The following is a 15921-nucleotide window of genomic DNA, read 5'->3' as shown; positions in this document are numbered from 1 at the left end:
TACCATCCTTACTTCTTTTGATATACTTCGTCATTTACTAAAATTACAGTATACGACAAGTGCATTTCGACATAATCCAATTAAATATAAAAAGGAGCATAATATGATTTATTTACTCGCAATCATTGCATTTATCATTACATTTGTATTAGTCCCAGTACTTATACCTACTCTAAAAAGAATGAAATTTGGCCAAAGTATTAGAGAAGAAGGGCCTCAAAGTCACATGAAAAAGACCGGCACACCAACCATGGGTGGCCTGACATTCTTGATAAGTATTATTATTACTACTTTACTCGCAATTATATTCACAGACAATTCTAATCCTATGATTTTATTATTATTTGTGACAATTGGTTTTGGTTTAATCGGGTTCATTGATGATTATATTATTGTAGTTAAGAAAAATAACCAAGGTTTAACGAGTAAACAAAAATTCTTCGCACAAATTGGGATTGCAGTTATCTTTTTTATACTGAGCCAAGTATTTAACTTAACTGATTTTTCTACAGGTATTCATATTCCATTTATTGGTATTGAGGTACCACTTTCATTAGCTTACGTTATATTCATTGTTTTTTGGCAAGTTGGCTTTTCAAATGCAGTGAATTTAACAGATGGTTTAGATGGATTAGCAACTGGATTATCTATCATTGGATTTACAATGTTTGCGATTATGTCATATTTCCAAGGTGCGTCATCTATTGGTATCTTCTGTGTTATTATGATTTTCGCATTAGTTGGTTTCCTTCCTTTCAATTTAAATCCAGCTAAAGTATTTATGGGAGATACAGGTAGTTTAGCGTTAGGTGGTATTTTTGCTACGATTTCAATCATGTTAAACCAAGAATTGTCACTTATATTTATTGGGTTGGTCTTTGTAGCAGAAACTTTATCAGTTATGCTACAGGTTACTTCATATAAATTAACGAAAAAACGTATTTTCAAAATGGCTCCGTTGCATCATCATTTTGAACTTGTTGGTTGGAATGAGAAAAAGGTTGTAACAGTGTTTTGGACAGTGGGACTAATTTCAGGATTGCTAGGTTTATGGATTGGAGTGAATTAAATTGTTGAATTACACTGGATTAGAAGATAAAGATGTATTAATCGTCGGTTTAGCAAAGAGCGGGTATGAAGCTGCAAAGTTATTGAATAAACTCGGTGCAAAAGTGGTTGTCAATGATGGTAAAGATTTAAGTCATGATTCACATGCAAAGGATTTACAAAACATGGGTATTACCGTAATAGGTGGAGAACATCCACTATCATTGCTAGACAAAGACCCAATTATTGTTAAAAATCCTGGTATTCCTTATACGGTACCTTTAATCAAGGCTGCTATGGACAAAGGGTTAAGAATTCTAACAGAAGTTGAATTAAGTTATCTTGTATCAGAAGCGCCAATTATAGGTGTAACAGGTACAAACGGTAAAACAACAGTCACTTCATTAATCGGTGACATGTTTCAAAATAGTAGAGTAACAGGTCGTTTATCCGGAAATATCGGGTTTGTGGCATCAAAAGTTGCTCAAGAGGTAACAGAAAACGATTACTTAGTAACTGAACTTTCTTCGTTCCAGTTGTTAGGAATTGAACAGTATAAACCACATATAGCAATCATTACGAATATTTATTCCGCACATTTAGATTATCACGAATCATTGGAAAATTATCAAAATGCTAAAAAGCGTATCTATGAGAATCAAACAGAAAATGATTATTTAATTTGTAATTATCATCAACGTCATTTAATTGAATCCGAATCACTGCATTCAAAAGTATTATACTTCTCAACTCAACAAGAAGTTGATGGTATTTATGTAAAAGATGGCTATATTGAATTTAAAGGATTTAGAATCATTCATACGGATGATCTCGTATTGCCAGGTGAACATAATTTAGAAAATATTTTAGCTGCAGTATTGGCAGCATTACTTGCTGGCGTTTCAGTCAGAGCGATTATTGAGAGTTTAACAACATTCTCTGGTATTGAACATCGATTACAATATGTAGGTACAAATAAAACAAATAAATACTACAATGACTCTAAAGCTACAAATACATTAGCAACTCAGTTCGCTTTAAATGCGTTTGATAAACCTATTATTTGGTTATGTGGGGGATTAGATCGCGGTAATGACTTCGATGAACTTATTCCTTACATGGAAAATGTTAGAGTGATGGTCGCTTTCGGCGAGACCCAAGATAAATTTGTTAAACTGGGTGAAAGCCAAGGTAAATATGTAATTAAAGCCATCGATGTTGAAGACGCTGTAGACAAAATTCAAGAAATTATTGAAACAAATGATGTTGTATTACTTTCACCAGCATGTGCAAGTTGGGATCAATACTCTACGTTTGAAGAGCGTGGAAATAAATTTATAAATCGTTTCAAAGCGCATTTACCGTCTTTCTAAAGGATGTGAAATATATTGTCTGACAAAGTTAGTAAGTTTGATTCCGAATACTTAAAAGAAAAACGCGAGAAACGTCGAAAGAGGCAAAAACAAATTCAATACTCTATATTTGGCGTGTTACTTTTAATTATTTTGTTAATTTTAATTTATATGTTTACACCATTAAGTAAGATTAACAATATTGAAATTAAAGGTAATCACAATGTTTCAAATAGTGATATTAAAAAAGCGCTTAAAGTGAATGACAATTCGCGAATGTATACGTACAGTACTTCAAGTGCTGAGCAAAGACTTAAAAAAGAAACATTAATGAAAAAAGCTAAAGTCACAAAGCATTTGCCCAACAAATTGACAGTTGAAGTTACCGAAGACCAAGTCGTTGGATTAATTAACAAAAAAGATAAATATGTTCCAATTACTGAAGATGGAACTGAGCTAGAAAATTACAAATCCGATGTTTCTGATGATGGTCCGATTTTAGATGGGTTTGATAATGAGCAAAAAAACCTTATTATTAAACAATTAGCAAAAATCCCAGTTAATATTAGATCATCAATTTCTGAAGTAAGTTACGATAAAGATTCAGAATCAACTAACCAAATTAAAATATATACAACAGATGGACTTCAAATTGTCGGAGATATGAATACTTTCGGAAACAAGATGAAATATTATCCTCAAATGTCACAATCATTAGAGCGTGATGAAACGGGAGAGCTTAAAAATTCAGGCTACATAGATTTATCGGTTGGCGCTTCATTTATTCCATATAGTAACGCTGGAGAAAATGATTCAAGATCAGCCACAGATCAAAATGTAGAAAAAGGATCTCAACAACAAGATAAAGCTAAAAATCAATTACAAGATGCATTAAATAATATTAAAAAGAAAACGGACAAAAATAATTAAAATTTAGACAAATGTATGTGTTTATAGTTCACAAGCATTGCAACCTATTGTAAACTATAGGTAGTGTGAATTTTAATAAGTAATTGTCAGGAGGTGCCTATCTATGGAAGAGCATTATTATGTAAGTATAGATATTGGTTCATCAAGTGTTAAAACAATAGTAGGCGAGAAATTTCACAATGGCATCAATGTGATAGGTACAGGACAAACCTACACGAGTGGGATAAAAAATGGACTAATCGATGACTTTGACGTTGCGAAACAAGCAGTCAAAGATACTATAAAAAAAGCTTCTATTGCTTCCGGTATAGATATTAAAGAAGTGTTTTTAAAACTTCCAATTATCGGAACTGAAGTATTTGATGAATCAAATAAAATTGAATTTCAAGAAGATACAGAACTAGATGGTACACATGTTGAAAGTGTACTAGAAGGTATACGCGAAAAGAACGACGTACCTGAAACTGAAATTATAAACGCGTTTCCAATACAATTTATTGTAGATGGCGATAATGAAGTTTCAGATCCAAAAGAACTTATTGCACGACACAGTTTAGAAGTAGAAGCTGGTGTCATTGCAATACAGAAATCAATCTTAATAAACATGATAAAATGTGTCGAAGCATGTGGTGTTGATGTATTAGATGTATACTCTGATGCTTATAACTATGGTTCTATTTTATCAGCAACTGAAAAAGAACTTGGCGCATGCGTTATTGATATCGGTGAAGATATTACACAACTTGCTTTTTATGAGCGCGGTGAACTTGTTGATGGTGACGCGGTTGAAATGGCAGGTAGAGATATTACAGAAGATATCGCTAAAGGTTTAAATACCTCATACGAAACAGCTGAGAAGATTAAACATCAATACGGCCATGCATTTTATGATTCTGCTTCAGATCAAGATGTGTTTAGTGTGGATCAAGTTGATAGAGACGAAGACGCACAATTCACTCAAAAAGATCTTGCAGATATTGTGGAAGCACGTGTTGAAGATATTTTCTTTGAAGTATTTGATGTATTGCAAGCATTACAATTGACGAAAGTTAATGGTGGATTCGTTGTTACAGGTGGATCATCGAACTTATTAGGAATTAAAGAATTGTTACAAGATTTAGTTAATGAAAAGGTAAGAGTACATACGCCATCACAAATGGGTATTAGAAAACCTGAATATTCTTCTGCAATATCTACGATTTCTAGTAGCATTACTTTCGATGAATTACTTGATTATGTTACAATAAATAATCATGACAGTGAAGAATTCGAGGAAGAAGTTATTGAATCTGAAGATAACTCAAATACGACAAAATCATCAGGATTTGATTGGTTTAAGAAGAGATCAAACAAATCAGAAAGCAAACAACCTTCAGATAATGATTCAGTAGAAACTCGTTCCGATTCAGATGAGGGATATGATAAACATACAGAAGTCGATCAAGACTCTGAAAGTAAACCTCAACAAAATGATAACCAAGAAGATAGTAAATTTAAAAAACTGATGAAATCACTATTCGAATGATTGGCCATTAAAACTAGGAGGAAATACAAATGTTAGAATTTGAACAAGGATTTAATCATTTAGCGACGTTAAAAGTCATCGGTGTAGGGGGCGGCGGTAACAACGCTGTAAACCGAATGATTGATCATGGTATGAATAACGTAGAATTTATTTCAATCAATACTGACGGACAAGCTTTAAACTTATCTAAAGCTGAGTCTAAGATTCAAATTGGTGAAAAATTAACACGTGGATTAGGTGCTGGTGCCAACCCTGAAATTGGTAAAAAAGCAGCTGAAGAATCACGTGAACAAATCGAGGACGCAATTCAAGGTGCAGACATGGTATTCGTAACTGCTGGTATGGGCGGCGGTACAGGTACTGGTGCAGCGCCAGTAGTTGCTAAGATTGCTAAAGAAATGGGCGCATTAACAGTTGGTGTTGTAACACGTCCATTCGGATTTGAAGGTCGTAAACGTCAAACGCAAGCAGCTGCAGGTGTTGAATCAATGAAAGCTGCAGTAGATACATTAATCGTTATCCCTAACGATCGTTTATTAGACATCGTTGACAAATCTACACCTATGATGGAAGCATTTAAAGAAGCAGACAACGTGTTACGTCAAGGTGTACAAGGTATTTCAGATTTAATCGCCGTATCAGGTGAGGTTAACCTTGACTTTGCAGACGTTAAGACAATCATGTCTAACCAAGGTTCAGCATTAATGGGTATCGGTGTATCATCTGGTGAAAATCGTGCGGTTGAAGCTGCTAAAAAAGCAATTTCTTCTCCATTATTAGAAACATCAATTGTTGGTGCTCAAGGTGTGCTTATGAATATTACTGGTGGAGAATCATTATCACTATTTGAAGCTCAAGAAGCAGCAGATATTGTACAAGATGCAGCTGATGAAGATGTAAATATGATTTTTGGTACAGTAATCAATCCAGAATTACAAGATGAAATTGTTGTAACTGTTATTGCAACAGGTTTTGAAGATAAACCTTCAGCTCAAGGACGTAAAGCTTCAAACACTGGCTTTGGTGGTAGCGTTGCTGGAACCACTTCAGCTAAAGAAGAATCATCATTCGCTTCTAAATCATCATCTGATTCACTTTCACAACCAAGTAAAAGTGAAGGAAGAAGCCATAGCACGAATGATGACGATATTCCTAGTTTCATCAGAAATAGAGAAGAGAGACGTTCAAGAAGAACTAGAAGATAATAACTTTATAGTTGAATGTTCATAACTTATAAGTGTGAAACATATTGAAAAAGTCATCAGGTCAAATGATCTGATGACTTTTTTTAAAATCAAATACTTTTAACTTTATTGATAATCTTCCGTGATATACTACTGAGTGAGAAATAAATAAGATGGTAAATTTAAATGGAGGTGCCTTTAATGCAAGACAAATTTAAAAAACATCCACATATTTTAAAATATGAAGACGAGTCACTTAACAATGTCCTAATAGGAATGACTACAAGAGAAGACGGTTTGAGTGATTATCCTAAAAACGCATTTAATATGGCGAGATACATAGATGATGACAGTCAAAATATCACGACACATCAAGAACAACTTGCTTCAGTCATTAATTACTCAAGAGACCAATGGGTTTTTCCGATTCAAACACACGAAAATAATGTGGTAGAGGTGACACAAGCTGATCGAGGATCAAATATTGATGCATTAACACAAACATTACATAGTATCGATGGCATATATTCTTATGATTCAAATTTATTATTAACTATGTGTTATGCAGATTGTGTACCCATTTATTTTTACAGTGAAAAGCACCATTACATTGGATTGGCACATGCGGGTTGGAGAGGTACAGTAGGACAAATTGTTTGCGAAATGTTAAAGCAAATTAACTTTAATTACGATGATTTACAGGTTGTAATTGGACCTGCAACATCTATGTCTTATGAAATAAATGACGATATTAAAAGTAAATTCGAAACTTTACCAATCGACCACACACAATATATTGAAACAGTTGCTGAAGATAGACATCGCATTGATTTAAAGAAAGCGAACGCTCTATTGCTTGAGCAACAAGGTGTGCCACATGATAATATTTATATTACTGAATATGCCACTTCCGAAGATTTATCACTATTTTTCTCATATAGAGTAGAGAAAGGGAATACTGGAAGAATGTTAGCTTTTATAGGACAATGAAAATGAGGTGTTACGAACATGAACGTCAAACAAAATTTAGAACAAATCAATCAGCAAATAACTGAACATTGTAAAAAAGGCGAGGTTTCTACATTGCCTAACGTGATTGCTGTGACAAAGTATGTTACAATAGACCGAGCTAATGATGCATATGAAGCAGGAATTAGACATTTTGGTGAGAATCGTTTGGAAGGTTTTCAACAAAAGCATGACGCATTACCTGATGACGTGGTTATGCACTTTATCGGGACAATGCAAACAAGAAAGGTGAAAGAAGTCATCAATGATGTTGACTACTTTCATGCTTTAGATAGACTCAAGCTCGCGCGTGAAATTAATAAAAGAGCGCAACACGAAATAAAATGTTTTGTGCAAGTGAATGTCTCAGGTGAGTCATCTAAACAAGGTATCACACTTGAAGAAGTCGACAATTTTATTGATGAACTTGAACAATTTGAAAAAATTAAAGTGGTTGGACTGATGACGATGGCACCATTTACAGATGATGAGTCATATATTAAAGATTTATTTCAATCATTAAGAATAAAAAGAGATGAAATTAAGAAACGAAATTTAAAACACGCACCATGTACAGAGCTTTCAATGGGTATGAGTAATGATTATCATATCGCATCCGAAGCAGGTGCTACATTTGTAAGAATTGGTACAAAACTTGTAGGAAAAGAGGAGTGACCCACGTGGCATTAAAAGATTTATTTAATGGTTTTTTCGTAGTAGAGGAAGAAGATGACGAACTAGAAGCGCCACCAGAGGAAGATCGCAACGACAGAAAGCATAATAATAAGGCGCAAGCACAATCAAATCATTCAGAGCAAGCGTCAAATAATGTAGATTCTGAACAATCCCAATCGATACAATCCGTACCACAATCACAGTCATCTAAATTACAGTCATCAACTGGTGAAAGGAAGTATCAAATGAACCAAAACGTTCCTAGAAACAACACAAGAAATGTTGTGAACATGAACAATCAAAATCAATCAAGCTTCAATCAAATGCAAGAAAGTTCAAAAATGTGTCTATTTGAACCACGCGTATTCTCGGACACACAAGATATTGCTGATGAATTAAAGAATCGTCGTGCAACACTTGTAAATTTACAACGCATTGATAAAGTTTCAGCCAAACGTATTATTGATTTCTTAAGTGGTACTGTATATGCAATTGGTGGAGATATCCAACGCGTAGGTAGTGATATATTCCTATGTACGCCAGATAACGTAGAAGTATCTGGTAACATAACAGACCAAATTGATAACATGGAATACCAAGGCGAATAGAGGGAATAATATGGATATTGGTTTACTAAGCACTATTTTTAAATTTATTATTTTCTTGGTATCGGTGTATTATTGGGGAATGATATTATACTTTTTCCTTTCATGGATCCCAAATGCACGTGAAAGTAAATTCGGTGAGTTTTTACAAAAGATTTACGAACCGTTTTTAGAACCTTTCCGAAAGATAATTCCTCCGATAGGTATGATAGATATATCATCTATTGCCGCTATTATCGTATTGTTACTTTTCCAAAAGGGATTAGAAAGCATTTTTGATTTTATTTTGAAAAGTATGATGTAGGAATTTGAAGTAAAATAGTATGATTTATATAAAAGAAAACTTATTGAGCACCTTACGTGATTAAACGGGAGGTGCTTTATATTATATTGGAGTGGTTAACATCGATATTTATCAACACTTTAGGCGAGAAGAACATACAATCATCGATATGCTCATAGACAAATGTCGCCAAGCTAGTGAGCAATATGCACCTGTATTAACAGCATTTTTAGATCCCCGTGGTCAATATATATTAAACGTAGTTGTGGGAAGTTTTGAAGATATTGAAGTAAATTTCTTTGGTGGACCAATTGCTGAACGTAAACGTGCAATCATTGCACCTGATTATTATTCACCAGATGAAGAGGATTTCGAAATTGCGTTACTTGAAATAGATTACCCACAAAAGTTTGTCACGATTCAACACCAACACGTTTTAGGAACATTGATGTCATTAGGTATTGAGCGTGAACAATTGGGTGATATTATCGTTAATAATAGAATACAAATGACGGTATCAAAGCAATTAGAACCATACATAATCCAAGAGTTAACACGCATTCGAGGGGCTAAAGTTAAACTTAATTCTTTTCCAATTAAAGATATGATACAATCAAATGAGCAATGGAAATCTTTCAATACGACAGTAAGTAGTTTGCGTTTAGACGTCGTGCTGAAAGAAATTATACGTAAGCCGCGTACAGTGGCGAAACAACTGATTGATAAAAAACGGGTGAAAGTGAATCACACGATTATCGAGCAGACTGACTTCCAATTAGATAATGATGATTTATTGTCAATTCAAGGTTTTGGTAGAGCAAAGATCACTGAACTAGGTGGCAAAACCAAAAAAGATAAAGTGAGAATTTCATACGAAACTTTATTCAAATGATGTTATAATGTATGATGTATGTAATAAGTGATGACGTGACACGAAATTCACAATATTAAGTTATTTCAAACACACAACTCAAAGAATATTATTTTATGCGTTTAATGAAACGCTGAAATAGTGTATGATATAGGGAGGATAAAACATGCCTTTTACACCAAGTGAAATTAAGAATAAAACATTTAATCGTGAAAAAAATGGTCTTTCTGAATCTGAAGTACAAAGTTATTTAGAGCAACTTAGTAATGAGATTGAACGTTTAAAAGAAGATAAGATTCAATTAGAAAAGGTCATTGAAGAAAAGAAAACGAACATTCAGTCTTACAAAGATGTGCATCAATCAGTTAGTGACGCTCTAATTCAAGCGAAACAAAGTGGTGAAGAAACGAAAGCTGCTGCAAAGAAAGACGCAGAAGCTACAATTTCTAAAGCACAAGCAGAAGCTGACCGTATTGTGAATGATGCTGTCGAGAAATCACGTCGACTATCTTTCCAAACAGAAGATATGAAACGTCAATCAAAGATTTTCAGATCACGTTTCCGTATGCTAGTTGAAGCACAGTTGGACTTATTGAAAAACGATGATTGGGATTATTTATTAAATTATGATTTAGATGCACAGCAAGTTACAGAAGAAAATGTAAATCATTTAAATGAAAGAGATTTAACAGATGAAGAAAAGGCATTAAAAGCTGAAGCAGAAAATAAACAAACTACTGATTCAACTGATAAGACACAACAAAACAATGCTAATACTAATACAAACACGAATAACGATACAGATAAAAAATAATACACGTTAATAACAGACGCGTAAGTAACATGGTACATATCAAAGCGAGTTAGGGATGGTGAGAGCCTTTCATATGTATGTTATTTATATCACTGTTATTCAAAATATAAATTGTAATGAGAGAACTCTAAGTTGAGTTAATCAGGGTGGTAACGCGGTTAATCGATCGTCCTTGTTAATTGAACTTAGGGTTCTTTTTATTGTTTTAAATTAACCACAAATGAGCCAGAATATTATCAATAAGGAGTGTAAATTATGGATTATAAAGAGACGTTACTCATGCCAAAGACAGCTTTCCCAATGCGTGGAGGATTACCTAATAAAGAACCAAAAATCCAAGAAGAGTGGGAAAGTAAATCAATTTACGAAAAAGCATTAAAACAAAACGAAGGACAAGAGTCATACATTTTACACGATGGACCACCATATGCGAATGGTAGTTTACATATGGGTCATGCGTTAAATAAAATCATCAAAGATTTTATCACTCGCTATAAAACGATGCGTGGTTTTTATGCGCCATACGTTCCAGGTTGGGATACGCATGGTTTACCAATCGAACAAGCATTAACGAAAAAGGGCGTAAAACGTAAAGAATTGACAGTTGCAGAATTCAGAGAAAAATGTAAAGAATTCGCACTAGAACAAGTTGAAATTCAGAAAAAAGATTTTAAACGTTTAGGTGTTAATGGTGAATTCGATAATCCATATATTACTTTAAACCCAGAATACGAAGCAGCACAAATTCGTTTATTTGGTGAAATGGCTGACAAAGGATTAATCTATAAAGGTAAAAAGCCAGTCTACTGGTCACCTTCAAGTGAATCTTCCTTAGCAGAAGCAGAGATCGAGTATCACGATAAACGTTCACCTTCTATCTACGTCGCTTTCGATGTGAAAGATACGAAAGGTACAGTGGATGAGGATGCAAAATTCATTATCTGGACAACTACACCTTGGACATTACCATCAAATGTTGCAATCACTGTACATCCTGATTTAACTTACGGCCAATACCGAGTGAATGGTGAAAAATATATTATCGGTAAAGATTTAGCTGATGATGTAGCCGAAGCACTAAATTGGGACGAAAATGAAATTGAATTAGAAAAAGAATTTACAGGTAAAGAGTTAGAATATGTAGAAGCGCAACATCCGTTTGTTGATCGTGTTTCATTAGTTATTAATGGTTTACATGTTACGACAGATGCAGGTACTGGTTGCGTTCATACTGCACCTGGACACGGGGAAGATGACTACATCGTAGGTCAAAAATATGATTTACCTGTTATTAGCCCAGTTAATAGTAGAGGTGTGTTTACTGAAGAAGCTGGTCAATTTGAAGGTATGTTCTACGATAAAGCAAATAAAGAAATTACTGATTTGCTTAAAGAGAATGGTGCATTATTAAACCTAGAATTTATCACGCACAGTTATCCGCATGATTGGCGTACAAAGAAACCAGTAATTTTCAGAGCTACACCACAATGGTTTGCGTCAATTGATAAGGTACGTAACGATATTTTAGATGCAATCAACGATACTCAATTCAAAGTTGATTGGGGAAAAACGCGTATCTACAACATGATCCGTGATCGTGGCGAATGGGTAATTTCACGTCAACGTGTATGGGGTGTACCTTTACCAGTATTTTATGCTGAAAACGGTGACATCATCATGACACAAGAAACTGTAAACCACGTTGCAGATTTATTTGAACAACATGGCTCAAATATTTGGTTTGAACGTGAAGCTAAAGAGTTATTACCAGAAGGATTTACGCATCCAGGAAGCCCGAATGGTGAATTTACGAAAGAAACAGATATCATGGACGTTTGGTTCGATTCAGGCTCATCTCATAGAGCAGTATTAGAAGGACGAGATAATTTATCATTCCCATCAGATTTATACTTTGAAGGTAGTGACCAATATCGCGGTTGGTTTAACTCTTCAATCACAACATCTGTGGCTACAAGAGGTAAATCACCTTATAAAATGTTACTTTCTCACGGTTTCGTTATGGATGGCGAAGGTAAGAAAATGAGTAAATCATTAGGTAACACGATTGTGCCTGATCAAATCATTAAACAAAAAGGTGCTGACATTGCACGTTTATGGGTAAGTAGTGTTGATTTCTTAAATGATGTTCGTATCTCAGATGAAATCTTAAAACAAACTGCCGATGTGTATCGTAAGATTAGAAATACATTGAGATTCATGTTAGGTAATGTGAATGATTTTGATCCGAAATCGAATGCTATTGCTGAAAATGAATTACTTGATGTAGATCGCTATATCTTAAATAGATTAAGAGAATTTACTGCCAACACACTTGAACACTATGATAACTTCGATTATCTAGATATCTATCAAGAAGTTCAAAACTTCATTAACGTAGAATTAAGTAATTTCTACTTAGATTACGGTAAAGATATTTTATATATCGAAGAACGTGACTCACATAAACGTCGTAGCATGCAAACTGTGCTATATCAAATTGTCGTTGATATGACACGTTTATTAGCACCAATCTTAGTGCATACAGCTGATGAAGTTTGGTCACACATCCCTCATGTTGAAGCTGAAAGTGTACATTTAACACACATGCCTGAAGTCAAAGATGTGGATACAGAATTCGTTGAAAAATGGAATACATTAATGCATTTACGTGACGATGTTAACCGTGCATTAGAATCAGCTAGAAACGATAAAACAATCGGTAAATCACTTGAAGCAAAAGTTACAATCGCTAGTAATGATAACTTTGATGCAACTTCATTCTTACAACAATTCGATGATTTACAACAATTATTTATAACTTCTCAAGTTGAAGTCGTGGATACGCTTAATGATGGTGAATCATATCAATATGGTGATATCCGTATTGAACACGCACATGGCGAAAAATGTCAACGTTGCTGGAACTATAGTGAAACACTAGGTTCTGTAGGAGAGCTAGATGATTTATGTCCACGATGCCAAGAAGTTGTTAAAACACTTGTATAAGTGACAACGTATTATCTTTAATAATAACTTTATAGTGACTGCTTGTCTTATTTTGACTCGAGGACAAGCAGTCACTTTTTTATTGGAAACTCATTTTAAAAATGAACAACGTATGACGTAATCATTCGAGAATGATTAATACGTACTCTAACTTTTTTTATCACTTTGAGTAAGATATAATAAAGATTGTTAAACTGAAGGAACTAAGAACAGGAGGTACGACATGAAACGTCAGTACTATATCGGAATTACATTATTTGTCACACTCTTTATTATAATAGCAGATCAAATTACAAAGTTGATTATCGCAAGTTCGATGAAAGTTGGAGATTCATTTGAAGTGATTCCTCAATTTTTAAATATTACCTCTCACCGAAATGACGGAGCTGCTTGGGGCATGTTAAGCGGTAAGATGGGCTTGTTCTATATTATTACTATTATCGTATTAATCGTACTCGTCTATTTCTATGTGAAAGAAGCGAAAAATAATTTATTTATGCAAATAGCGATTAGTTTAATATTTGCAGGTGCACTTGGAAACTTTATTGATCGTGTCATACATGGAAAAGTAGTCGATTTTATTGATACATATATATTTGGCTATGATTTCCCAATATTTAATATTGCAGATGCAAGCTTAACTATTGGCGTAATTTTAATCATTATTGCTTTATTCAAAGATTCGTCGAAAGAAAAATAACATAAAGGAGTGAGTTATGAATGCAAAGCTTTAATTTTACAGTAGAAACTCCAGAAGATGTCGGTAAACGTATCGACAAAATATTACCAGAATTTAATGGCGAATGGTCACGTACACAAATTCAAGACTGGATAAAAGAGTCGCTCGTTCAAGTTAATGATAAAGTAGTTAAATCAAACTACAAAGTAAAGCTTGATGATCAAATCGTTGTTACGGAAAAAGAAACAGTTGAAGCAGACATTGAACCTGAAGATTTAAACTTAGATATTTATTATGAAGATGATGATGTGGCTGTAGTTTATAAACCTAAAGGGATGGTCGTACACCCCTCAGCTGGACATTATTCAGGTACATTAGTTAATGGATTGATGTATCAAATGAAAGATTTATCAGGAATAAATGGGGAAATCCGCCCGGGCATTGTTCACCGTATTGATAAAGATACTTCTGGGTTGTTAATGGTAGCTAAAAACGATCAAGCGCACCGAAGCCTTGTAGATCAATTAGTAGAAAAATCAGTTACACGTAAATATGTCGCTTTAGTCCACGGAAATATTCCACATGATTATGGTACAGTTGACGCACCAATAGGGAGAAATACGAAAGATCGTCAATCTATGGACGTTGTTGACGAAGGTAAAGAAGCGATTACACATTTTAATGTATTGGAACATTTTAATAACTATACATTAATTGAATGTCAGCTTGAAACAGGGCGTACCCATCAAATACGTGTGCATATGAAATATATTGGCTATCCACTTGTAGGGGATCCAAAATATGGACCTAGAAAGACATTAGATATAGGTGGTCAAGCATTGCATGCAGGCGTAATAGGCTTCGAACATCCAGTGACTGGCGAATATACAGAGCAAACATCAGAGCTACCTGAGGAATTCCAAAAGGTATTAGAAGACATTCGTAAGAGCGACAAATAAACATCAACGTTCGTATCACGCTAAATATATTATTGAAAATTATATTCGAAATTCATTTGCATGACATTTTAAATCATGGTATCATGAATATAATTTAATAATGAAAACGTACGTCTTTAATTGCAGTCCAGAGAGGCTTCAAAGACATGAATGTACACACAGTTAAGTAGTTAGACTAATGGTTAGGATGTATATTAATATGCATAACTTAGCGTCTAACTGATGATATCAATCTGTATCTTTAGACACCTAACCGATGGTGTTTGATGTTTGAGAATAAATTAACTTGTGATAAACCTCATGTCTAAGCCAAAGACATGAGGTTTTCTTTTTATTATACATAAATAATAAATTATTGCTACGAAGGTAGGTGCCTAAATTGTCAGAGAGAATTATTATGGATGAAGCAGCTATTGAAAGAACAACAACACGTATCGCACATGAAATTTTAGAATATAATAAAGGTACGGATAATTTAATTCTGTTAGGTATTAAAACACGAGGTGCATTTTTAGCACGAAGAATTCAACAGAAGATCGAGCGTATAGAAGATACTGTTGTACCTACAGGAACACTAGATATTACACAATTTCGAGATGACTTGGAACAAAAGCGCACACCTATTGGCAAACAAACATACGAAATCGATGTGAATATTACCGATCAGGTTGTTATCATTATCGATGATGTCTTATATACAGGGCGAACGGTTCGAGCTTCACTAGATGCTGTATTGCAATACGCACGACCTAAGAAAATTGGCCTCGCCACATTAGTCGATCGAGGTCATCGTGAACTACCAATACGTGCTGACTTTGTTGGAAAGAACATACCAACTGCAAGAGAAGAAGCAGTATCAGTGTTTCTTGAAGAAATCGATCCAAGAAATGCTGTAGTAATTGAATAGCACCTTTAATTCAGTACGAGAGACTGAAAAGGGGGATGTTCAAATATTACGTTTTTGCATAAAAACTTAAGTATTC

Annotated in this window: 15 protein-coding genes; all 15 read left to right on the top strand. The window is 34.2% G+C overall.

The window, feature by feature from the left end:
- Positions 1–103: 103 nt before the first annotated feature.
- Complete coding sequence (mraY, locus tag NGI30_RS06595; protein ID WP_251943113.1) at positions 104–1069, top strand: phospho-N-acetylmuramoyl-pentapeptide-transferase; 966 nt, start codon at positions 104–106, stop codon at positions 1067–1069.
- A gap of 1 nt (position 1070) precedes the next feature.
- Positions 1071–2420 carry a UDP-N-acetylmuramoyl-L-alanine--D-glutamate ligase gene (gene murD / locus NGI30_RS06590; RefSeq protein WP_251516271.1) on the top strand — a complete coding sequence of 450 codons (1350 nt, stop codon included), beginning with the start codon at positions 1071–1073 and terminating at the stop codon, positions 2418–2420.
- Positions 2421–2435: 15 nt separating this feature from the next.
- On the top strand, positions 2436–3329 hold the full coding sequence (locus tag NGI30_RS06585) for a cell division protein FtsQ/DivIB (RefSeq protein WP_251516274.1): 894 nt from the start codon (positions 2436–2438) through the stop codon (positions 3327–3329).
- A 103-nt stretch (positions 3330–3432) separates the two neighbouring features.
- Entirely contained in the window at positions 3433–4854 is a 1422-nt protein-coding gene (gene ftsA, locus NGI30_RS06580) for a cell division protein FtsA (RefSeq protein WP_251516277.1), read from the top strand.
- Between the two features lie 29 nt (positions 4855–4883).
- Entirely contained in the window at positions 4884–6059 is a 1176-nt protein-coding gene (gene ftsZ / locus NGI30_RS06575; protein ID WP_251516280.1) for a cell division protein FtsZ, read from the top strand.
- 180 nt (positions 6060–6239) lie between these two features.
- Entirely contained in the window at positions 6240–7028 is a 789-nt protein-coding gene (pgeF, locus tag NGI30_RS06570; protein ID WP_251943110.1) for a peptidoglycan editing factor PgeF, read from the top strand.
- An 18-nt stretch (positions 7029–7046) separates the two neighbouring features.
- Positions 7047–7721 carry a YggS family pyridoxal phosphate-dependent enzyme gene (locus NGI30_RS06565; RefSeq protein ID WP_251943108.1) on the top strand — a complete coding sequence of 225 codons (675 nt, stop codon included), beginning with the start codon at positions 7047–7049 and terminating at the stop codon, positions 7719–7721.
- 5 nt (positions 7722–7726) lie between these two features.
- Complete coding sequence (locus NGI30_RS06560; protein WP_251943105.1) at positions 7727–8329, top strand: cell division protein SepF; 603 nt, start codon at positions 7727–7729, stop codon at positions 8327–8329.
- Positions 8330–8339: 10 nt separating this feature from the next.
- The gene (locus NGI30_RS06555) at positions 8340–8630 is read left to right on the top strand and encodes a YggT family protein (RefSeq protein ID WP_251516290.1); all 291 of its coding nucleotides are present in this window, start codon (positions 8340–8342) and stop codon (positions 8628–8630) included.
- A 91-nt stretch (positions 8631–8721) separates the two neighbouring features.
- Complete coding sequence (locus NGI30_RS06550) at positions 8722–9501, top strand: YlmH family RNA-binding protein (protein WP_251516292.1); 780 nt, start codon at positions 8722–8724, stop codon at positions 9499–9501.
- Between the two features lie 145 nt (positions 9502–9646).
- Positions 9647–10294 (top strand): DivIVA domain-containing protein, encoded by a 648-nt coding sequence (locus NGI30_RS06545; RefSeq protein WP_251516295.1) that lies wholly within the window; start codon positions 9647–9649, stop codon positions 10292–10294.
- Positions 10295–10549: 255 nt separating this feature from the next.
- Positions 10550–13300, top strand: a complete 2751-nt coding sequence (gene ileS / locus NGI30_RS06540; protein WP_251943103.1) for an isoleucine--tRNA ligase — start codon at positions 10550–10552, stop codon at positions 13298–13300.
- A gap of 223 nt (positions 13301–13523) precedes the next feature.
- Entirely contained in the window at positions 13524–14000 is a 477-nt protein-coding gene (gene lspA, locus NGI30_RS06535) for a signal peptidase II (RefSeq protein WP_251516300.1), read from the top strand.
- A 20-nt stretch (positions 14001–14020) separates the two neighbouring features.
- The gene (locus tag NGI30_RS06530; RefSeq protein WP_251516302.1) at positions 14021–14938 is read left to right on the top strand and encodes an RluA family pseudouridine synthase; all 918 of its coding nucleotides are present in this window, start codon (positions 14021–14023) and stop codon (positions 14936–14938) included.
- Positions 14939–15317: 379 nt separating this feature from the next.
- Positions 15318–15845, top strand: coding sequence for a bifunctional pyr operon transcriptional regulator/uracil phosphoribosyltransferase PyrR (gene pyrR, locus NGI30_RS06525; protein ID WP_251516304.1), 528 nt, complete (start codon positions 15318–15320; stop codon positions 15843–15845).
- Positions 15846–15921 lie beyond the last annotated feature (76 nt).

Origin of the sequence: Staphylococcus sp. Marseille-Q5304, from assembly GCF_943737015.1 — a bacterium.
GTDB classification, from domain to species: Bacteria; Bacillota; Bacilli; order Staphylococcales; family Staphylococcaceae; genus Staphylococcus; species Staphylococcus hsinchuensis.
This window is presented reverse-complemented; position numbering and strand designations above follow the sequence as displayed.